The organism is Microbacterium sp. LMI12-1-1.1 (assembly GCF_040676455.1).
Taxonomy (GTDB): domain Bacteria; phylum Actinomycetota; class Actinomycetes; order Actinomycetales; family Microbacteriaceae; genus Microbacterium.
Map to the genome: position 1 here is coordinate 612964 of NZ_JBEGIA010000012.1, position 19414 is coordinate 632377.

The window sequence follows — 19414 nt, forward strand, 5'->3', positions numbered from 1 at the left end:
GCCGCGACCTGCACTCGGCAGGCCGGGGCGACCGCCGACGCGTTCGTTCACCTCCTCTCGACCTCGCCTGCTTTTCGCAATCGTCGCCACGCTGCTGGGTTGGATCGTGCTGTCGGTGGGACTCGGCATCGGTCTACCACGTGCAGGTAACGGCGTGGCGGGCACGACGCTGGCGGTCGTCGCTCTGGTCGTCGGGGTGACCCTCGTCGCCATCGCCGGAACGCTGCTGTTCCACGCGGCTCGCGGCTGGGCGCGCCTGATCTTCGTTCCCTGGAGCCTGGCGATCCTCGCCGGGCTCTACAGCCTGTCGATTGCGCTGGCCGCGGTCTACCCGCCCCATGCATCGTCCGACGGCCCGCTGCCAGCCGATGCGACACGGGTCGAGATGACCTCCGCCGACGGCGAACGCTTGGCGGGCTGGTACCTCCCATCACGCAACGGCGCCGCCGTCGTGCTGCGCCACGGAGCCGGATCCACGACCGCAGATGTCAGGCAGCACGCGCGTCTGCTCAACGACGCCGGGTATGGCGTGCTGGCCACGGACGCCCGCGGTCATGGGAAGAGCGGCGGACTGGGCATGGATCTCGGCTGGTACGGCGAGCTCGACATCCAGGCGGCCGTCGATGTTCTGGCGGGTCGCGCGGATGTCGACGCGGGGCGAATCGGGGTAGTCGGGCTCTCGATGGGCGGTGAGGAGGCCATCGGTGCCGCCGGAGTCGACCGACGGATCCGAGCGGTGGTGGCCGAGGGTGCGACGGGTCGCACGGCGGCGGACAACGCATGGCTCGCCGACGAATATGGTGCGCTCGGGCTCGTGCAAGGCGTTCTCGACTCGGGGACGTACGGTTTCGTGGACCTGCTCACGCCTGCCGATCCGCCGGCGACGCTCGAGGAGTCGGTCCGCGATTCCGCGCCGACGGCGATGCTGCTTGTCGCGGCCGGAGACCGCCCCGACGAGGAGTCGGTCGCGGTGCGGCTCGCTTCACTCGCCCCCGCGCGTGTGCAGGTCTGGGTCGTTTCGGGCGCCGGCCACGTGGCAGCACTTCGCACGGACCCCGCCCGCTGGCGGGAGCACGTGATCATCGGCTTCCTGGATGTCGCGCTGGCAGTCGAATCGCTGCGGTGAGGGCTTCTGCCGGCTCCTCGGGCGCGAGTCTCCGACGACACCCGCCACTCCGACCAACGAATGAGTGGAACGGCGCAGCATGGCCTGCTGCGCCACCTCGCAGACACTCACACGGCCGGCGGGGAAGAACTCTTCCCCGGCAATCGGCGGGGTCATGGCGCACCACTGTGCGTCGCGGGACGTTCGGCCCACGCGTCGCACAGCCGTGCGACGAGAGTGTGCAACATGACGAACATGCGGATCACTGAGCACCCCGAGCAAGAAACGGCAGCTGTCCGGGAACACGTGCCGATGGCTGAGTTGACCGAGTTCTTCTCTCGGGCGTTCCGCGACACGATGGCAGCGTTGCAGGATCAAGGCGTACACCCGACGGGAGCGCCGTTCGGCAAGTACTACGGTCGTCCGAATGCGATGGTGGACGTCGAAGCCGGCTTCCCCGTCGCGACGACCATCACCCCCGCTGGCAGCGTGCTGCCAGGCAGTCTGCCAGGCGGAAGAGTCGTGGAAGCGATGCACATCGGACCGTACGACACGATGGAGAGCACGTACTCCGCGGTCGAGCACTATTTCGCCGATGCGAAGCTCACCCCCGGCGCCGTGATGTGGGAGAGCTACCTCACCGATCCCGGGGCCGAACCGGACCCCGCGAAGTGGCGCACACAGATCTGCTGGCCGATCGACTGATCAGCGGCCGCTGCCTTGTCCGCGGCTGTGCATGAAGGTGCCCGCGCTCTGTCCGGACTCCGCAAAGCGAACTCGTTGCGCTCCTCGGAAGGGACAGGGCCGCAGACTCGGATCAGGTGTCGCGGATGCTCGGTGCGTCGTCTTCCCGGTGATCGTCGTCTCCGCCTGCGGGGTAGGCGGCCAGTTCGGGGCGCGATCTCAGGAACAGGATGCTGGCTATCAGCCCACCCCAGACCAGAACGAGGGCGAGCAGCAGGAAGGCGATGGCGATGCCGGTCATGAGCGCCCCTCCTTGGTGAGCACAGCGTACTCGGGCCATGCGGTGAAGTCGTCCGGGTCGCGTTTCCACCGCAGCATCGTGAAGGCGACCGCTGCGACGATGATGAAGGCGATCGTTCCCCAGCCGACGAGCCCGAGGTACCACTGTGGAAGGTCCGCATAGCCGTCGACGATCAGTGTGATGGTCCGGGAGATGAGCATGTAGGCGAGCACCACGGGTGCGAGGATGCCGACGAGGAAGATCCACACCTTGCCCACGCGGAACGTCGAGACGGCATTGAGATGGAACCGCAGCTCGCCGCCCTTCCGCAACACCCAGACCACCAAGACGGTCGACAGAACAGCCGAGGCGACGATGCCGATGTTGTTCGCCCACTGATCCGCGGTGTCGAGGGCCAGCAGGCCGGTCGTCGTCGAGAAGATGAGGATCGACAGGATGGCGGACACTCCGCCGACGCGCACGGCCGCCTGGCGGGGTGACAGGCCGAACTTCTCCTGGAACGCCGCGGAGACGACCTGCAGCACCGACAGCAGAGACGTGAAGCCGGCCATCGTGAGGGAGCCGAAGAACAGCACCCCGAAGATCGGTCCGCCGGGCATCTGCGAGACGATCGCGGGGAAGGTGATGAACGACAGCCCGACGCCCGTGAGCCCATCCAGCTCGCTCACCGCCACGCCCTGCTGGAACGCGAAGAAGCCCAGGGTGGCGAACACTCCGATTCCCGCAAGGATCTCGAACGATGAGTTCGCGAACGCCACCACGAGCCCTGGCGCGGTCAGATTGGCCTTGCGCTTGCGGTACGACGCGTACGTGATCATGATCCCGAACGCGATCGACAGCGAGAAGAAGATCTGACTGTAGGCGGCGATCCACACGTTCGGATCCCCCAGCGCTTCCCAGTTCGGCGTGAACAGTGCGTTGAGACCTTCGGCCGCACCGTCAAGGAAGAGCGCACGTACGACCAGCACCGCGAATGCCACGACCAGAAGCGGAAGGAAGATCACATTCGCCCGCTGAACTCCCTTGGCCACACCGGCGGCGAGGACTGCGATGGTCACGATCCAGACGATCGCGAGCGGGATCAACACGCCTGGCACGAACTCGAAGGAGAAGCCGGGATCGCCGACCTGCAGGTACTCGCCGGTGAGGAACGAGGCGGGGTCCTCGCCCCAGCGCAGGTCGAACGAGAAGACGAAGTAGCTGAGCGCCCAGGCGATGACGACCGTGTAGTACAGGCCGATCACGAACGCGATCGCCACCTGGAACCACCCGAGTCCCTCGAGCCAGCGTCCCGATCTGGGCCCGCCCAGACGGCGGAACGCGGTGGGTGCGGATCCGCGGAAGCGATGGCCGATCGCGTAGTCGAGGAACAGGATCGGGATGCCGGCTGTGATCAGGGCGACGAGGTAAGGGATGAGGAACGCGCCCCCGCCGTTCTCGTACGCGACACCCGGGAAGCGCCAGATGTTGCCCAGGCCGACCGCGGAGCCGATGGCGGCGAGGATGAACCCGACCTGCCCTGTCCACTGCTCCCGGGGCGGTGCTGAGGGCTGCGGTGCGGGTGCTGCGGACATGGGATCTCCTCGACATCCGGCCCGGTACGACGGTCGTCGCACCGGTCGATACGCCTCAGGCTAGACAAGAAAGCACGCGTACCCAAGGGTCGACGCGCGTGCCCGTATCCGGCGGGTCCCGGCAGTCCGGGTGCCTACCGGTGTGGTTCGGCGACGGGAAGACTGTGCCACGTCTGGAACGCGAGCGCGGCCGCGCCCTCGGCATCCGCGGCTTGGCACATCGCGATCAATGCGGCGTGGCGTTCGCGCGAGGTGAATCGGTCGATCGACACGAAGCGCAGGAACTCGGCCCGCCGCACGACGGGCTCGAACTGTTCGAGCACAGCTGCGAGCGAGGGATTGCCGGACGCCCGGACGAGCGCTCCGTGGAACTCGTCGTCGGCTTCGACGGCGGCGATCGCGTCGCCGGACTCCACGGCCGCTGAGAACCTCTCGTTGGCCGCACGCATCTCTTCGAGGACCGAGGGGGCCAGGTCGGGTACTGCCAGACGCGCGGCGAGTTCGTGCATCGCGGCGACGACGTCACGGGCGTGGCGCACGGTGGCCTCTTCCATCTCCGCCACGACCGTCGAGCGTCCCGGCCGGGCCACGATCAGTCCGCTCGCTGCGAGCCGCAGAAGCGCTTCGCGTACCGGCGTCCGACTCACGCCGAGCCATTCCGCGAGCTCGCCGTCCCGGAGACTCTCGCCGGGCGCGAACGTGCCATCGACGATCGCGTCCCGCAGTCGTACATAGACGTCATCGCGGAGGAGCGAGCGGCCCACTGGTGGGTAGTTCTGCGGGATGGGCATGCGATGTATTGCACACAGAATCCCACCATCAGTCAAGTCAGGGCAGTCAGCGGCGGGCATGACCCGGGCCGCCGACATCTCGGAATAGCACCTCCGACATCGTTGTTACTGAGTGCAACATGCAATATATTGCTGCTGTCGGCCCGGCCGGCTAGCGAGCACTCGCTCCGGACACACCGGACGAGAGACAGAAAGGAAGAGAAATGAGCACCACCGATCAGCAGATCAAGAACGTTGTGCTGGTGCACGGCGCCTTCGCTGATGGTTCGGGCTGGCGTGGCGTCTATGACGACCTGACGTCTCGGGGCTTCAAGGTCGCCATTGTGCAGAACCCGCTCACCTCGCTCGAGGATGACGTGGCCGCGACCACGCGGGTCCTCGATCGACAGGACGGCCCTGCGATCCTCGTCGGACACTCCTGGGGCGGCACGGTGATCACCGAGGCCGGCGTCCACCCCAAGGTCGCGGGGCTGGTCTATGTCTCGGCACTGGTACCTGATGCCGGCGAGACCACCGCCCAGCAGTACGAGGGTTTCGCCGCGACGCCGGAGTTCGTCATCGATGTCGTCGACGACGGCTACGGCTTCCTCAATTCGGAGAAGTTCAAGACCGGCTTCGCCCACGACGCGAGCGACGCCGACGCCGCGTTCCTGCGGGACGCGCAGGTGCCGATCAACATGTCGGTCTTCGACACGCCCGTAAAGAACGCTGCGTGGCGCGCAAAGCCCACGTGGGCCGTCATCGCCACGGAGGACAAGTCGTTCGATCAGGCGATGCTGCAGCACATGGCCACGCGGGCGGGCGCGAAGATCACGAACGTCTCTGCCAGCCACGCACTCTACGTGACGCAGGCCGGGGTCGTCGCCGACACCATCGCTGCCGCCGCAGAGGGCGCCGCAAGCACCGGTAACTGAGAGTGCGGGGCACCGGACTCGCCGGTGCCCCGCAGTTCAGCTGGCTTACCTCTTGACGATCGCGGCGTACGTCCTACGTCGGCTCGCTGACCTCCGCCCCAGCCCGACGCCTGACGCGCGCCACGGGCACCGGACGGATCAGCTGCACGGTCGCCCAGACGCACGGCAGGAGCACGAGCAGGCTGAGGACGATGTAGGGCACGTCCGCGGAGAAGGGGATGAGACTGAACAGCGGCGGCAGCAGGAACAGCAGCGGAACGATGATGGGCAGCACCCCGCTGCGCCAGAGGGCGAGGGCGAGAATCGGCAGCGCCAGGGAGTACCCGCCGAGGCCGGCCATCAGCAGGATCAGGAAGACCGGACCGTTGAACAGCGCTACAGCCGTTGCGACCGCAGCGTCCGTGTCCGTAGCGGACTTCAGCGCAATGAGCACGGCCGATTCGAATCCCAGCACTAGAAGAAGCGTGATCGCACCCAGCATCCCGATGATCAGGCCGATGACGCCGAGTGTCCGACCGCGACCTCGTGCGATCACGAAGCCTCCGATCCCGAGCGCGGCCGCCATCACGAACACCGCACCGAAGATCTGGAGCACTTGCCCTTCGTAACCGCCATGGCTTCCTTCCGCGATTGCTCTGAACTGCTCCTCATTGGTCTCGAACGTGCCTGAGTACATCAAGCCCGGAATGACGAAGATGCAGAACGGGGCGAGCGCGATTCCGATCGCTCCGATCCAGCGAAGCACCGATTCACTGCGTTGCATGACTACCTCCGGATGACGCCGCGCCTCGGGGTGAGCCGCGTGTGTGGTGATCATGTCCGGCTTGCCCGTGTCGACGCGTCCGGCCAGACGCCCGGCCGTCTAGGTCGAAAGTCTCGCCGGCGAACGCGTGAGGGGGGATGCGGGGTCAGACCTGGGTCTGATGCGGTCCCGTCGGCACCGCAGTACGCTCGCGCCATGTGGCTACGCCGCCCTTCCGTCGCGGATGCCGTCCTCGCTGCGCTGTGCGGACTCACCGTGGCGGCCAACCTGCTGCCGGCGACGATGTGGGGACTGCCTGCTGCGGCGGTGGTGGGGGGACTCATCGTGGTGATGCCGCAACGACCGCTCACGGCCGGCGCGCTGCTGGCGGCGGTCTACGTGACGCTGTCCGTCACCGGCCTCACCCTGGGCAACGCCGCCTGGCTGACGCCCCTCTTCGTCGGGGTGTATTCACTGGGCAGATATGCCCCGCCGTGGCGGGGCGGCCTCGTTGCGCTCGTCTTCGCGATCGCGTCAGTGGAGATCTGGACTCCGCAATCGATCGCCTTCTCCGTCGTCCTGACGGGGTGCCTCTTCGCTTACGGTCGCGTCGTCCAGCTCCGCGCGCAGAGAGCTCGACGCGCGAGAGCGTCGGAGACGGAGCTGCAGGCCGCGGATGCCGCGGCGGTCGCGGCCCGGATCGTGGCCGATGAACGGGCGCGCCTGGGCGGACAGTCGCTGACACTCCTGCGCGGCGCGGTCGAGGGAATGCGGTCCGATGCCGCCTCAGCGAGAATCGAGCTGGACGAGCGCCTGATCGAGTCGGTCTGCGAGCGAGGGCGACTGGCCGTCACCGAGTTGCGGTGGCTCCTCGGGATCCTGCGGTCCGAGTCCGTGCCCGACCGCCCGAAGAAAGCCCGCGATCTTCGAGGGCGGGTCGTCAACATCGTCGTCGCGGCCGCCCTGCTCGTGCTCTGTATCTGGGAGCTCTGGAACCAGGTGTGGGAACCACCGGCGCCGCTGGCATGGGCACTCGCATTGGTGCTCCCGGCCTGTGTGGTCGTACGGCGGCGGTTCACCACCCTCGCGTGCAGTGCGGCCGCAGCCGGTGTGGCAGCCGCGCTGCTGACCGGCATCCTGCCCACCGTCGGGAACCTCTTCTGCATGGTCCTGCTGGCATGGTCGGCCGGTTCGGCCCGGCGCCCCGTGGTGTGGGGGATCTTCGGAGCGCTCGCCGCGGGTACCGCCGTCTGGGGTGCCCGCCATGATCCGGCGAACTGGGAGTTCACTTTGGCGCTGCTCGCGCTGCCGGCGTTCGCAGGGTTCGAGTGGTCCGCGCATGATCGCGTCGCCCGCGCCGCCTCCGCTCACGCCGATGAGTTGCGCGCTGAGCTCGATGCCCGTGTCGAATCGGCCCGCCGCGAGGAGCGACTTCGCATCGCCCGCGAGCTGCACGATGTCACGAGCCACGCTGTCGGTGTGATGGTGATGCAGGCCTCGGCCGCCTCCGCACTGCGCGAACGCGACTCTGCAGCCGCAAGGAGCGCGCTGAAGACGGTGGACGAGGCCGCCGCGCAGACTCTGGAAGAGCTCGACATGATGCTTCAGCTGCTCGATTCCGGTGCGATCGGCGGTCCGGGTCTCGCGAGCGCGACCGCCGAGCCGCTCCAGGCCCTCGTCGACCGGATGCGCAGGACGGGCCTCGACATCTCGCTCGAGCAGGCGCCGATCCCCGCGCACTTGCGCGGTGTCGTCTATCGAATCGTCCAGGAGAGCCTGACGAACGTCGTGCGTCACTCCAACGCCCGGCATGTCCGGATCAGCGTGGCGCGGGATGAGGGACAGCTCTGTGTTCGTGTCGTGGATGACGGGACGCGCACCCCTGACGGGCCGGCCCTGGGCGACGAGACGCCGGGGTTCGGGCTCACGGGTCTCGGCGAACGGGTGAACGGTGCAGGCGGGGCGTTCCGCGCGGGGTGGGACGCACAGGGCTTCACCGTCGAAGCCTCACTCTCGATCGAACCGGTGAAGATGTGATGGACGATTCGACCATCCGCGTGCTGGTCGCCGATGACCAGCACCTCATCCGAGGCGGCCTGCGGGCGATCATCGACGCGGAACCGGACCTGCGCGTGGTCGGGGAGGCGGTCGACGGAGCGTCGGCGGCACGGGAGGCTGTCGCATGCCGCGCCGACGTCGTGTTGATGGACGTGCAGATGCCCGGCGTGGACGGTATCGACGGCGTCCGGCTCGTCATCGAAGCCCGACCGGAGGCGCGGGTGCTGATGCTCACGATGTTCGATCTCGACGACTACGTTCTGCGCGCACTGCGCGCCGGGGCCAGCGGCTTCCTCCTCAAGACCACTCCACCCGCCGATCTCACCGCCGCGATCCGCGCGTCCCGCGAGGGGACGATGCTGTTCGCCCCGTCCGTCACCCGACGCCTGGTGGAGTCCTACGTCAACCAGCCCGCCCCGGTGGACGGGGTGCCGGAGCGGTTGGCGGGTTTGACGGCGCGCGAACTCGACGTGTTCCAGGAGATCGCGCGGGGACTGTCGAACACGGAGATCGGCGCTCAGCTCTATATGGGCGAAGCGACCGTCAAGACCCACATCACCCGGATCCTGGCGAAGCTCGGCCTTCGCGATCGGGTGCAGGCCGTCGTGCTCGCGTACGACTGCGGACTGATGAGGCGGGCGCTCGACTGATGCGCGGCGACCTCACATGGGGTGCGCCGATTCTCTCCACTCCTCACGTGTGAGGAACGCGAGTCGCCCAGACTTCCCCGGCAGCTCGACGCGCGGTCCGAGGGTGAATCCGAAGAGGCCGGCGCGCGCGAGGGCGCGGTCGTTGTCGACGTCGGGCTCGATCACGATCCGCTTCGCACCCGGCTGCGAGAACAGGAAGCCTGCGATCGCGTGCGCGACGCGGGTGGTGAACCGAGTCGCGGGCGCGCCGCGGTCGCCGAGGAGGAAGTGGATGCCGACATCGCCGGGTTGCACCTCGTAGACCTCGCCGACCGGGTCGTTCTCAGGCTCGTAGGTCTGCAGAAGCACGATCGGGAGGCCGTCGCGTCGGATCAGGAACGCGTGGTGGGTCGTCAATCCGTCGACGTAGGCGTACAGGTCGCGGAGCGCGTCGGGCGTCAGGTCGCCGAGGCCCCAGAAGCGGGCGGAGGGAGCGGTCACCCAGCGGTGGATGGTGTCGAGGTCGCCGACGGGGTCGAGCACTGACACCTCGAGTCGGCCGAGCCCGGGCACGTCGGCGGCGTGCACGAGGGCGCCGGGGACCCCGGTCGCGAGACGTGCGGTGGATGTCGTCGTCATGCTGCTCCGGTCGGGGTATCGGAGCGCAGGCGCGTCCAGTCGGTGAGGACGCGCACAGGACGGACGTCCGTCCAGGCCGCCAGCTGGTCGGCGAAGTGCGGGGAGGCGGGGTCGCCTGCCGCGCCGAACGGGACGGACCACCGGCTGTTCTCGCGGTCGGCGAGATCCCACGCCCACCGTGCGACCGATCCCCGCCAGGCCCGGTCGGTAACCCCTGGGGTCGAACCCGTGCAGCGCACCGTGTCGCCGTCTCCCGAGAGCGGAACGTCGAGGCCGGCGCCGGGATCCGCGGCGCCGGGCACCTCCGCGAGGACGTGCAGCGGGAGGAGGCGATGCGTCGTCCCCCAGCTCGCCGCGTCGGCGGCGTCGTCGAGCGCCGCGGCGACCAGGGCGGGGACGTCGTCGCGCAGGGCAGGATGCTCCAGGAGTCGTGCGAGCGCCGCGGCGACCTGGCCGGTGACGCCGAGCCACGGGTCGAACACCGCCCCGAACCCGTGGGGCCTGTGCAGCGCCCGCAGCGCGGGGTGCGCGGCCACTCGCCGCACGAGGGCGGCCCGCCAGGCGGCGAACGTGCCGGCGGCGGCGGATGCGGCATCCATCCGCCCGTCCCAGGCGGTGAGCCGATCGCGCGTCGCAGCCGCGCGCGACGGCAGTGCACCCGACGGCAGCATGGCGCGCAGCGCTGCCACGGATCCGCCGGCGGTGTCGCCCCAGATCGGGAGGAATCCGTCGACGGAGCTCGGCCGGAGATCGTCGAGCAGGACGCGGATGCGGTCGGCTCGGTGCGACGACGGGTACGCCCAGCCGAGGTCGATCGCTGCGTCCGCGGGACGTTCGTTCGCGTCCGCGGCGACGTCGGCGACGGCGCGGGGCGCGGCCCCGGCGCGGTCGGCGGCCGGGAGGGTCGTGCCGGCGTCGAGCGGAAGCCTGCGCTCATCGCGGGTGCGTTCGGGCGTCGTGCCGACGGTCGCCGACAGCACGGTGCCGGTGCGGTCCGCGGCGAGCACGCGGTTGACCGGATCGACCCAGCCGGAGAACGCTGCCACCACGTCTTCGGCGGTTCGTGCGCGCAGCAGCCTGAGGAGCGCACCGGCGCCGAGGTCGGCGTTCGTCCGTGCGGGCATGCGGATGCTCCACCCGACCAGCTCCCCGCCGTCGGGTCGCAGGTCGGTCACCACGGTGCCGCGTTCGGTCTCGAGCGCCTCGACCTCGACGGCGCGCCCGCCGCGCACGCGCACGACGGTGCGTTCGACGTCGACGGGGCGCCAGCCATCGGGGCCGAGCGCCTCGTATCCGCCGGCCATGGGTCGCAGACGCTCGCGGAAGACGTCGACCGAGTGTGCGATGGAGTTGGTGACGCCCCACGCCGCGTCGCCGGTGTGGCCGAAGTGCGCGATTCCGGGCACCCCGGGGAACGCGAGCCCGACGACGTCGAACTCGTCGCACGCCAGCCGCACCTGCTGGTAGACGCCGGGGAGCTCGAGGATGCGGTGCGGGTCGCCGGCGAGCAGCGGCATCCCGCTGTCGGTGCGCGAGCCGTGCAGCGCCCACGCATTGCTGCCCGACGAGGGCAGGGTCTCGTCGCCGTCGCCGCCGTCGCCGTAGCCCGCGAACACGTCGACCCACGCGTCGCCCAGGGTGTCGGCGACGTGCTGCCGCCACAGCAGCAGCGGAAACGTGGAGAACAGGGCATGCGCGACGTGGAGCACGCCGAGCGGATCGTGGTCGGCCCACGGCTCGAGCGGTCGCGCGTCGCCGAAGATCCCGTCGAGCGTGCGGAACTCGGCTGCGTCGCCACCGACCTCGGTCATCCCGCGCCGGACCCCAGCGGCGTAGCGGGTCACGAAGGCGCGGGTCTCGGCATCCGCTCCCGCCAGCGCTTTGCGCGCGGTGTCATCGAGCCGCGCGCGGCGTGCGAACACGTCCCACGCGAGCCCTGCCTCGCCGATCAGCTCCGACAGCCGGCCCGCTGCGCGCAGCCGGTCGACCTCGATCTGCCAGCCGCGGTCGCGGGCGGTGACGTCTCCCTGCGCCTCGGCGAGTGCCCCGGCATCCGTCGCGCGGATGTGGGGGATGCCGAGGTCGTCGCGGTACACCTTCGCCATGCAGTCAGACTTCCAGAAGCTCGCGCGCGGCCGCGATCGGCGCACCCGACCGCGCGATCGGATTCGTCAGGGTTCCGGCGTACATGAGCGACGCCGACTGGTCGGCGAGGTCAACCATCTGCAGCGTGTTGCGCAGCTGCAGGCGGTTCAGACAGGAGTGCGCGAACACGTCGGCGCGCAGATCGACGCGGGACTCGAGATCGGGATGCTGCCCCGCGTGCTCGTCGATGATGTCGGCGGCGATCCGCCAGAACTCGGCCTCCGGCAGCGTGCCGTCGACATGCAGGATGCCGGCGAGGTGGCGCAGCACCCCGTCGAAGATGTCCGTGAAGATCGCGAGCGCCTTCTCCTCGTCGTCGACGGGTGACACGATGCGGCGGACGTCGTCGGGTACGGCGCGATCGGCGAGCAGCGCGACCTCCTCGCCGATGTCCTTCATGAACACCCCGGTGGGCACGTGACCCTCGAGGATCAGGATGAGGTTCTCACCGTGCGGCATGAACGCGAGGTCGTGGGCGAGCAGGGAGTGCACGAGCGGGCGCAGGTACACGCGCAGGTACGCCCGCACCCACTGCGTCGCCGGGATGCCCGACGCGCGCACGAGGGAAGTGGCGAAGGAGCGACCGGAGGCGTCGCGGTGCAGCAGCGATGCCATGGTGGCGAGACGCTCGCCGGGAGCGATGAGGGGAATCGGGCTCTCGCGCCAGAGCGCCGCGAGCATCTTGCGGTGCGCCGACGGCGTCGGGGTGCGGTGGTACGCGTCGCCGGTGTAGCCGATCGACGCGCGCTCCCGCAGCACGCGGAAGCCGGACTCCCGGAGCGTGGCGTCGCCGGCGACGAGGTCGGCGACCCAGTCGTTGATGGCGGGTGTGACGCGCATGTAAGCCGGCGACAGGCCCCGGAGGAAGCCCATGTTCTGCACTGCGAGGGCCGTCTTGACGTAGTGGCGGTCGGGGTGGGTGGTGTTGAACATGGTGCGCACCGACTGCTGGGCGCGGTACTCGTCGGCACTCTCCCCGATGAGGACGAGATCGCGGCGGGCGATGTCGGGAGCGAACGTGATCGAGATCCGGTTCTCCCACTGCCACGGGTGCACGGGGAGCAGGTGGTACCCGTCGGGATCTTCGCCGATCTCCGCGAGGCGTGCTGCGAACCGGGCGCGCTCTGCGGGCGAGAGCTCCTGGCAGAGGAGAGATGTCTCGTCGAGGCCGGCGCCGAGCGCGAGGTGCGAGAGCGACCGGCGGGCGGCGAGCCACACCAGCCGGAACGGGCGGCCGGACTCGGGGGCGTACGCGGCGTGGTCGGACACGCCGAATCCGATGCGCCCGTTGTTGGCGACGAAGCCGGGGTGGCCCTCGGTCATGGCGGCCTCGATGGTCTGGAAGTCCGCCGTGGTGAGCTCGTCGGCGGACGGCCCGCCCCGCGCGATCTTGAACGCGGCGCCGGCGAGCGTCGATGCGATCTCCTCGAGGTAGATCGGCAGCAGCTGGTCGGAGAGGCCGAGCAGCGGCTGCAGCTCGAGGATGAGCGCCTGGGCGTCGAGTTCGGCCGGTTCGCCGTCGACGAGACGGCGCAGGCTCGCCTCGTCGACGATCCAATGCTCGAGCTCGGTGCGGGCGGCCTGGAACCGGTACTCGACGTCGGCGTGCGGCACGACGAGTCGCCAGCCCCCGACCATCGGTTCGGGGCTGAGCAGGCGTTCGTGGCTGAACTCGGCGATCGCCTTCGCGACGAGGTGGCGCTGGGCCCGGGCGAGCGCCACGGGGGAGAGGTGCGAGGCGGGAGAGATCATGCGAGTGCCTTTCCGGTGGCGGCCAGTTCAGAACGTCGATAGTCGTCGCGCGTGCACACCGACAGCACGGCCGCCTTGCTGTGGGCGCCGTCCTCGATCGTCACGTGGCGCAGTTCGGTGAATCCGGCACGCACGTTCTTACGGCGGATCAGGTGGTTGCGGGCGTCCGGTTCGACGACGACGCGCTCTGCGCCGAGTTCGTCGAAGCACCACGCCATGACGGCGGCGAACACCGCGTCGGTCAAGCCGTGCCGGGGGTGGTCGCCGGGCGGCGCGATGAGCACATGCATCCCCAGATCGCCGGGGACTGTGTCATGGATGCCGCTCAGCAGCACGTGCGCCGGGTCGTACGTCTCGGCGAAGAAGGTCGGCACGCCGTCCACCAGCCCGAGCCAGGCATCCTGGTACGGGTCGGTGACCACGCTCGCGAGATAGTCGCAGACGGCGTCGACGTCGTGACCGCCCATCTCCCAGAACGAGGCGTGCGGGTCGGCGAGCCACCGCTGCAGCACGGGTGCGTCCCGGCGCGGGTCGGCGGCGACGAGCGACACGGACGCCATCATCGTGTCACCCCGGATCCCGCGCTCGCCGTCTCGAACGCGTCGGCGGGGACACCGAAGTCCTGGAAGGCGATGCGGCGTTCGATCGGATAGACCTCGCGGCCGATGATCGACGCGAGGATCGACGAATTGCGCCACGCCCCGAAACCGAGGTCGGGTGCCGTGAGGCCGTGGGTGTGCTCCTCGCCGTTCTGCACGAACACCCGGCCGCGGCCGCCGTCGACGCTGTAGTCGCGGGCGACCGCGAGACGCCCGAGAGCGTCGTGGTCGAGGCGCTCGGCCACGGGGGAGAGGAACGGCGGCGTCTCTGCGGCATAGCCGGTGGCGAGCACGAGGGAGGCCGTCTCGCGTTCGTGCTCGCGGTCGAGCTGCCCGTGGCGCAGGCGCAGGCGGTAGCGATCGCCCTCCCACTCGGCCGACGTCACCTCCGTGTCGGTCAGGAGCGTGGTCGGCACCGGGCCGTCGGCGCTGAGGCGGTAGAGGGTGTCGTAGATGTCGTCGATGAGCTCGCCCGAGATCCCCTTGTAGAGGCTGCGCTGCTCACGGCCGAGGTGCTGTCGGATGCCGAGCGGGAGGGCGTGGAAAAGATCGGTGTACTCCGGCGAGGTCATCTCCAGCGTCAGCTTGGTGTACTCCATCGGGAAGAACCGCGGCGAACGGGTGATCCAGTCCAGTCGGTACCCGCCCTCGCGCACGCCGTCCAGCAGGTCGCGGTAGATCTCCGCGGCCGACTGCCCGCTGCCGACCACCGTGATCGAGTCCGACGCGCGCAGCTCGTCGCGGCGGTCGACGTAGTCCGAACTGTGGATCGCGGGGCCGTCGATGCCGCGCAGCGGCGGTGGAATGGTCGGCCGGGTGCCGACGCCGAGCACCACGTGGCGCGCCCGCAGCTCGCTCTGCTCGCCGGTGTCGGTGCGCATGGCGCGGACGACGTAGACGTCGTCGTCGAGGTCATGCTCGATGGCGACGACCTCGTGATTCCAGAGCAGGTTCGGCAGCCGATCCGCGGCCCACCGGCAGTATGCGTCGTACTCGGCGCGCAGCGCATAGAAGCTCTCACGGATGTAGAACGGGTACAGCCGGCCGGTGTGCTTGAGCCAGTTGACGAAGGAGAACTCCGACGTCGGGTCGGCCATCGTGACGAGGTCCGCGAGGAACGGCACCTGGATTGTCGCGCCCTCGATCATCATGCCGTGATGCCACCGGAACCCATCGCTGCGGTCGAGGAACACCGCGTCGAGCTCCGTGGGCTGGGCGAGGCACGCCAGGCCCAGGTTGAATGGCCCGATCCCGACCCCGACGACGTCGTGCACGTGCCCGGTCATGCGTTCGCCTCCGCATCGGCGAGAAGCTCGTCGAACTCCGGGGCGATCCCCGCCAGCGTGGTCGCGGCATCCTTCACCATCGCCAGGACCCCGCGGATGTCGTCGACCGTGGTCTCGGGGTTCAGCAGGGTGAGCTTCAGGCAGGGGCGGTCGTCGATCACCGTCTTGGCGACGAGCGCGCGCCCCGACTCGAACAGGACCCGCCGGACCCCCGCCACCAGGGCGTCCTGCGTCGCGGCATCCGCTCCGTCCGGCCGGACACGGAACAGCACCGTGCTCAGCTGCGTCCGGCCGACGAGCTCCAGCTCGGGATCGGCGGCGACCTCGTCGCTCACCTGCCGCGCGAGGTCGATGACGGTGTCGAACATCTCGCCCAGACGCTCCGCGCCGACGGCCCGCAGCGTCACCCACAGTTTCAGCGCGTCGAAGCGGCGCGTCGTCTGCAGCGACACATCGACCTGGTTCGGCTCCTCGTTCTCGAGCGGATTGAGATAGTCGGCATGCCACGCGCCCGCCGAGAGGTCTCGCGGTTCGCGCACCAGCAGCGCGCTCGACGAGACCGGCTGGAAGAAGCTCTTGTGGAAGTCGACGGTGACCGATCGGGCCCGCTCGATCCCGGCGAGGAGGTGCCGGCGGCGGGGTGAGACGAGGAGCCCGCACCCGTACGCCGCATCGACGTGCAGCCATGCGCCGCCGGCGTCGCACACGTCCGCGATCGGTGCGAGCGGGTCGATGACACCGCGGTCGGTGGTGCCGGCGGTCGCGACGACCGCCATCGGAAGGCGACCGGATGCCTCGGCCTCGCGCAGCGCGACAGCCAGGGCCGCGGCATCCATGCGTCCCTCGCCATCGTCGGCCACGGCGATCACCGCGTCTTCGCTCAAGCCGAGAAGCATGGCCGACTTGCCCACGCTGAAGTGGCTCGACGCCGTCGCGAAAACGACCAGACGCGCAAGCGCCCGCGGACGCGCGAGCTCCGTCCGCGCGAGCGCGGCTTCGCGAGCGAGGAGGAGGGCATGGAGGTTCGACTGCGTGCCACCCGACGTGAACACCCCACTGCCGTGCGCGAACCCGATGCGGTCCGAGGTCCACGTCAGCAGACGGCGTTCCATGAGGGTGCCGACCGTGGACTGGTCGTAGGTGTCGACCGAGGTGTTCACAGCCGCGAGGACGGTCTCGGCAGCGACTGCAGGCAGCGCGACCGGGCAGTTGAGGTGCGCCGCGTAGGACGGGTGGTGGAACCAGACGGCGTGCTCGAGGAACAGCTGATCGATCTCGCGGATGGCGCGGGCAGTCCCGACGCCGTCGGCGTCGAGCGCGACGCCGTCGACGAGTTCCTGCAGATCCGAGCGCGCCGCGCCGGAGAACGGCTGGGTCACCGTCTCGAAGCGCGTCGCCACTCGGGACGAGGTCTGAGCGACGAGCGAACGATAGAGGTCGGCAGTGGGGCGTGTCAGCAACTCGTGCACCAGCACTCCTTCAGTTAGGTTTGGCTTACCTAACTTCTACGATCCTGGTGAGGGTGTCAACTCGGACGTCATCGTCCGGTTCGCTACCCCGCGGTCGCCAGCACCCGGACGGCCGTATTGGCGGCGACGCCATCCCGCTCCTCGCCGAGGTCGACGACGATCGGTCGATGGCGCGTCAGCTCTTCACGCTCGTACTGGCCGTACGACATCACGATGACGACGTCCCCGGTGTGCACGAGCCGTGCCGCCGCGCCGTTGATCTGCACCACTCCCGAGCCTCGCTCGCCCGCGATCGTGTAGGTCTCGAAGCGGGCGCCGTTGTTCACGTCCACCACGTGGACCTGTTCGTTCTCGAGGATGTCGGCGAGTGCGAGGAGGTCGGCGTCGATGGTGATGGAACCGACGTAGTTGAGGTCGCTGCCGGTCACGGTCGCCCGGTGCAGCTTGGACTTGAGCATCGTTCGAAGCACTGACGTCCGTCCCATTCGACGCGATTGATGGACTGCATCCAAGAATAAGGGACCCGGGAGTGGCCGCGGAACACAGCGAGCCCGCGCTACGTCGCCCAGGACAGCGTCACATGTGCACTATCCCGAACACCTATGTTCGGGTTAGTATCGACGTGAGACGAGCGATGAGTCGGTTCCGAAAGTGAGGACAGTGCGATGTCAACGTTGATGGTGGACTACATCATTTCGCTCGACGGCTATGGTGCCGCCGAGGGCTGGCCCGGCTTCTGGGGTATGGAAGGCCCCGAGTACCTTGACTGGCTGGGGGAGGACGGTCAGCAGGAGGTCATTCACCTCATGGGCGCGACGACCTACCGGCTGATGGCGGAGTTCGCGGGTCAGAACGACGATCCCGGTTCCGTGGCGCTGAACACTGCGCGCAAGGTGGTGTTCTCCTCCACCCTCACCGAGCCACTGTCGTGGCCCAACTCCGAACTGGTTCGTGGCGACGCGATCGCCGCCGTCAGAGAGATGAAGGACGTCGAGTCTGCCGAGCTGCATACGCTCGGCAGTCTCAGCCTGAGCCGGTCGCTGATCGCTGCCGGGCTCGTAGACCGCTTCCGCGTGGTCGTGTTCCCCGTGATCACCGGGAAGACCGGGAAGGAGCGCATCTTCGACGGCTATCCGGACCTGTCCCTCGAACTCGTGCAGAGCCGTACCTTCGACGGCCAGCTCCAACTGCTGGAGTACATTCCCACCGTCCTGGACGGACCTCCCGGGGCCGGTGCCTGATCCGGCTCATTCCTCTTGGATCCGTTCCGTTCCTGCCGTAACGGCCGGGTCGGGTCACTTCACTGGCTGAAGGAAGTGCCGATCAAGCCAGCGGGCGGCGCCTTCACCGATCCCTGCGCCCTGGACCTCGGCCTCCCGGAAGTGGAGACCTTGGTACACGCGCGCGTCGATGGTGTCGTCGACCACGGCACTGAAGTGCTTGTACTCGCGCGTCGCACCGGTCGCGATCCTCACCACACTGAAGTTCATCCTGTCGGTGCCGAAGAAGGCCATGCCAGCGTGCATGTATGCCGCCGAGACACAGTTGTAGCCAGATGGATGCTCGGAATACGGCGGAACTGCGAGGAGCGGCGCCCATTCTGTATCGCCCACGGTCTTGCGGTTGCCGTCATTGTCGCCTTCGTGGATGGCGGTCACCGGACGCCAGAAGTTCCAGAACGCCTTGTCGTCGAAGCAGCTGATGACACTGTCTGCAGTGGCCAGGTTCAACATGGCGAAGAGACGGGCTTCCTCGGCGAGCGTGAGTCCCTCCGCTTCGGATATCGCCCTGAATGTGCGGTTGAACAACTCCGGCGGGTGCGCCGTGTACAGGTCGGCGACGAGGTTCTGCTTGGCGGTGCGGCGGCTGTCGATCGCTCCGAGGTCCTTCACCTCTCTGTAGTCCTTTGCGTAGTCTCGGCTGGTCAGTGCGTTCGGCCCTGCCGTCCGCAACTGGGATGTGCTCTCAAGCGTGAACGGATCGACCGCGCTCACCCAGGCAAGGGCGTTGCTGGGCTCCGGCGGCGAAATGGGACGCCATTCGCCGGGCCCGGTGCCGACCTGCCACAATATGGGCCCGCCGGTGGGAGACAGCGCGTAGCGGCCATCATCGGTTCGTGCTTCGAGCATGGCCGCTGCGGCGGCTGCGCCTGCTGCCACCCCCTCGGTCTTGGCATCGCCGGCGGGGATGCTTGCGAGCGCGGCGGCATAGAGGCCATCAAGCCGGTCCCGGACCGCCTGCGGCAACGCCGGTACCAGTCCGATCCCCAAGCCGACCAGCACGTGGTGCGCGGCGGTGGCGACGGCGGCGTCCTGCGACGCCGACCGGGACACCGGTGGAAGATCAGGCAGGTAGGGCTGGTATCCGCCGACGATCGCGTTGACCGCGTCGTAGACGGCTCCCTGCACCATCGCGAGGTGCAATTGCGAGACCGGCGGCGCCTGAGCGGCACCGGGGATATCCGCCCCTGTGGCGTTGATCAGCGCGTCCGAAGCATGGAGATTCCAGACTCGCACCGCGTCGGAATGCTGCGGTTGTGCCACCGCGGGCGCGGCGCCGAGCGCTGTTGCCACCAGCGCGACGAGAGCTGTGAGCATGACCGTGCCGAGTGTGCGCTTGCGTAGTCCTGATCGCATGACCGTCCCCTCCTAGGACTCACCTGACCGCGGCTGGGCGGCTACGTCGCGACTCGTCAGATGACTGGTCGGTCTGGACGCAGTGCGAGT

Annotated in this window: 18 protein-coding genes; 6 read left to right on the forward strand and 12 right to left on the reverse strand. The window is 68.9% G+C overall.

All coding sequences use genetic code 11. The features are described from left to right. Positions 1-154: 154 nt before the first annotated feature. Together MRBLMI12_RS11335 and MRBLMI12_RS11340 are read left to right on the forward strand one after the other, a co-directional pair. Positions 155-1126 (forward strand): alpha/beta hydrolase, encoded by a 972-nt coding sequence (locus MRBLMI12_RS11335; protein WP_363356574.1) that lies wholly within the window; start codon positions 155-157, stop codon positions 1124-1126. A 225-nt stretch (positions 1127-1351) separates the two neighbouring features. Continuing rightward, on the forward strand, positions 1352-1810 hold the full coding sequence (locus tag MRBLMI12_RS11340) for a GyrI-like domain-containing protein (protein WP_363356575.1): 459 nt from the start codon (positions 1352-1354) through the stop codon (positions 1808-1810). A 112-nt stretch (positions 1811-1922) separates the two neighbouring features. On the opposite strand, the gene MRBLMI12_RS11345 is transcribed toward MRBLMI12_RS11340, so the two are convergent. From MRBLMI12_RS11345 to MRBLMI12_RS11355, 3 genes are all read right to left on the reverse strand, one after another. After that, entirely contained in the window at positions 1923-2090 is a 168-nt protein-coding gene (locus MRBLMI12_RS11345; RefSeq protein ID WP_363356576.1) for a MetS family NSS transporter small subunit, read from the reverse strand. Further along, entirely contained in the window at positions 2087-3664 is a 1578-nt protein-coding gene (locus MRBLMI12_RS11350) for a sodium-dependent transporter (RefSeq protein ID WP_363356577.1), read from the reverse strand. Before MRBLMI12_RS11350 ends, MRBLMI12_RS11345 begins: the two co-directional genes overlap by 4 nt. Positions 3665-3798: 134 nt before the next feature. Beyond that, positions 3799-4455, reverse strand: a complete 657-nt coding sequence (locus tag MRBLMI12_RS11355; RefSeq protein ID WP_363356578.1) for a GntR family transcriptional regulator — start codon at positions 4453-4455, stop codon at positions 3799-3801. 203 nt (positions 4456-4658) lie between these two features. Between MRBLMI12_RS11355 and MRBLMI12_RS11360 the strand changes: the two genes are divergently transcribed. Beyond that, positions 4659-5369 (forward strand): alpha/beta fold hydrolase, encoded by a 711-nt coding sequence (locus tag MRBLMI12_RS11360; RefSeq protein WP_363356579.1) that lies wholly within the window; start codon positions 4659-4661, stop codon positions 5367-5369. A gap of 73 nt (positions 5370-5442) precedes the next feature. Here the strand turns inward: MRBLMI12_RS11360 and MRBLMI12_RS11365 are convergent, their stop codons facing one another. Next, positions 5443-6186, reverse strand: a complete 744-nt coding sequence (locus tag MRBLMI12_RS11365; protein ID WP_363356580.1) for a hypothetical protein — start codon at positions 6184-6186, stop codon at positions 5443-5445. Positions 6187-6327: 141 nt separating this feature from the next. Between MRBLMI12_RS11365 and MRBLMI12_RS11370 the strand changes: the two genes are divergently transcribed. Continuing rightward, a complete protein-coding gene (locus tag MRBLMI12_RS11370) occupies positions 6328-8148 on the forward strand; it encodes a sensor histidine kinase (RefSeq protein WP_363356581.1) in 1821 nt (606 codons plus the stop codon). After that, on the forward strand, positions 8148-8819 hold the full coding sequence (locus MRBLMI12_RS11375; RefSeq protein ID WP_363356582.1) for a response regulator transcription factor: 672 nt from the start codon (positions 8148-8150) through the stop codon (positions 8817-8819). Before MRBLMI12_RS11370 ends, MRBLMI12_RS11375 begins: the two co-directional genes overlap by 1 nt. A gap of 12 nt (positions 8820-8831) precedes the next feature. Here MRBLMI12_RS11375 and MRBLMI12_RS11380 read toward each other — a convergent pair whose 3' ends face one another. From MRBLMI12_RS11380 to panD, 7 genes are all read right to left on the reverse strand, one after another. Continuing rightward, entirely contained in the window at positions 8832-9437 is a 606-nt protein-coding gene (locus tag MRBLMI12_RS11380) for a GNAT family N-acetyltransferase (protein WP_363356583.1), read from the reverse strand. Beyond that, positions 9434-11542, reverse strand: coding sequence for a penicillin acylase family protein (locus MRBLMI12_RS11385; RefSeq protein ID WP_363356584.1), 2109 nt, complete (start codon positions 11540-11542; stop codon positions 9434-9436). Before MRBLMI12_RS11385 ends, MRBLMI12_RS11380 begins: the two co-directional genes overlap by 4 nt. Before the next feature lie 4 nt (positions 11543-11546). Continuing rightward, on the reverse strand, positions 11547-13334 hold the full coding sequence (locus tag MRBLMI12_RS11390) for an IucA/IucC family protein (RefSeq protein ID WP_363356585.1): 1788 nt from the start codon (positions 13332-13334) through the stop codon (positions 11547-11549). Beyond that, positions 13331-13894, reverse strand: a complete 564-nt coding sequence (locus MRBLMI12_RS11395) for a GNAT family N-acetyltransferase (protein WP_414686219.1) — start codon at positions 13892-13894, stop codon at positions 13331-13333. Before MRBLMI12_RS11395 ends, MRBLMI12_RS11390 begins: the two co-directional genes overlap by 4 nt. Further along, on the reverse strand, positions 13894-15219 hold the full coding sequence (locus tag MRBLMI12_RS11400) for a lysine N(6)-hydroxylase/L-ornithine N(5)-oxygenase family protein (RefSeq protein WP_363356587.1): 1326 nt from the start codon (positions 15217-15219) through the stop codon (positions 13894-13896). The genes MRBLMI12_RS11395 and MRBLMI12_RS11400 overlap by 1 nt, the downstream gene beginning before the upstream one ends. Beyond that, on the reverse strand, positions 15216-16688 hold the full coding sequence (locus MRBLMI12_RS11405) for a pyridoxal phosphate-dependent decarboxylase family protein (RefSeq protein WP_363356588.1): 1473 nt from the start codon (positions 16686-16688) through the stop codon (positions 15216-15218). Before MRBLMI12_RS11405 ends, MRBLMI12_RS11400 begins: the two co-directional genes overlap by 4 nt. An 83-nt stretch (positions 16689-16771) precedes the next feature. After that, positions 16772-17158 carry an aspartate 1-decarboxylase gene (panD, locus tag MRBLMI12_RS11410; RefSeq protein ID WP_363356589.1) on the reverse strand — a complete coding sequence of 129 codons (387 nt, stop codon included), beginning with the start codon at positions 17156-17158 and terminating at the stop codon, positions 16772-16774. A gap of 195 nt (positions 17159-17353) precedes the next feature. Here panD and MRBLMI12_RS11415 point away from each other — a divergent pair, with 195 nt between their 5' ends. Next, the gene (locus MRBLMI12_RS11415; protein WP_363356590.1) at positions 17354-17929 is read left to right on the forward strand and encodes a dihydrofolate reductase family protein; all 576 of its coding nucleotides are present in this window, start codon (positions 17354-17356) and stop codon (positions 17927-17929) included. A gap of 54 nt (positions 17930-17983) precedes the next feature. Here the strand turns inward: MRBLMI12_RS11415 and MRBLMI12_RS11420 are convergent, their stop codons facing one another. After that, the gene (locus MRBLMI12_RS11420; RefSeq protein WP_363356591.1) at positions 17984-19285 is read right to left on the reverse strand and encodes a vanadium-dependent haloperoxidase; all 1302 of its coding nucleotides are present in this window, start codon (positions 19283-19285) and stop codon (positions 17984-17986) included. Positions 19286-19414: the final 129 nt, after the last annotated feature.

What these genes read in the sequence shown, in the direction of transcription:
- MRBLMI12_RS11355 (WP_363356578.1), bottom strand. Translation starts at nt 4,455, where the DNA reads ATGCCCATCCCGCAGAACTACCCACCAGTGGGCCGCTCGCTCCTCCGC.
- MRBLMI12_RS11350 (WP_363356577.1), bottom strand. Translation starts at nt 3,664, where the DNA reads ATGTCCGCAGCACCCGCACCGCAGCCCTCAGCACCGCCCCGGGAGCAG.
- MRBLMI12_RS11365 (WP_363356580.1), bottom strand. Translation starts at nt 6,186, where the DNA reads ATGATCACCACACACGCGGCTCACCCCGAGGCGCGGCGTCATCCGGAG.
- MRBLMI12_RS11415 (WP_363356590.1), top strand. Translation starts at nt 17,354, where the DNA reads ATGTCAACGTTGATGGTGGACTACATCATTTCGCTCGACGGCTATGGT.
- MRBLMI12_RS11340 (WP_363356575.1), top strand. Translation starts at nt 1,352, where the DNA reads ATGACGAACATGCGGATCACTGAGCACCCCGAGCAAGAAACGGCAGCT.
- MRBLMI12_RS11395 (WP_414686219.1), bottom strand. Translation starts at nt 13,894, where the DNA reads ATGGCGTCCGTGTCGCTCGTCGCCGCCGACCCGCGCCGGGACGCACCC.
- MRBLMI12_RS11400 (WP_363356587.1), bottom strand. Translation starts at nt 15,219, where the DNA reads ATGACCGGGCACGTGCACGACGTCGTCGGGGTCGGGATCGGGCCATTC.
- MRBLMI12_RS11360 (WP_363356579.1), top strand. Translation starts at nt 4,659, where the DNA reads ATGAGCACCACCGATCAGCAGATCAAGAACGTTGTGCTGGTGCACGGC.
- MRBLMI12_RS11370 (WP_363356581.1), top strand. Translation starts at nt 6,328, where the DNA reads ATGTGGCTACGCCGCCCTTCCGTCGCGGATGCCGTCCTCGCTGCGCTG.
- MRBLMI12_RS11345 (WP_363356576.1), bottom strand. Translation starts at nt 2,090, where the DNA reads ATGACCGGCATCGCCATCGCCTTCCTGCTGCTCGCCCTCGTTCTGGTC.
- MRBLMI12_RS11420 (WP_363356591.1), bottom strand. Translation starts at nt 19,285, where the DNA reads ATGCTCACAGCTCTCGTCGCGCTGGTGGCAACAGCGCTCGGCGCCGCG.
- MRBLMI12_RS11385 (WP_363356584.1), bottom strand. Translation starts at nt 11,542, where the DNA reads ATGGCGAAGGTGTACCGCGACGACCTCGGCATCCCCCACATCCGCGCG.
- MRBLMI12_RS11375 (WP_363356582.1), top strand. Translation starts at nt 8,148, where the DNA reads ATGGACGATTCGACCATCCGCGTGCTGGTCGCCGATGACCAGCACCTC.
- MRBLMI12_RS11380 (WP_363356583.1), bottom strand. Translation starts at nt 9,437, where the DNA reads ATGACGACGACATCCACCGCACGTCTCGCGACCGGGGTCCCCGGCGCC.
- MRBLMI12_RS11390 (WP_363356585.1), bottom strand. Translation starts at nt 13,334, where the DNA reads ATGATCTCTCCCGCCTCGCACCTCTCCCCCGTGGCGCTCGCCCGGGCC.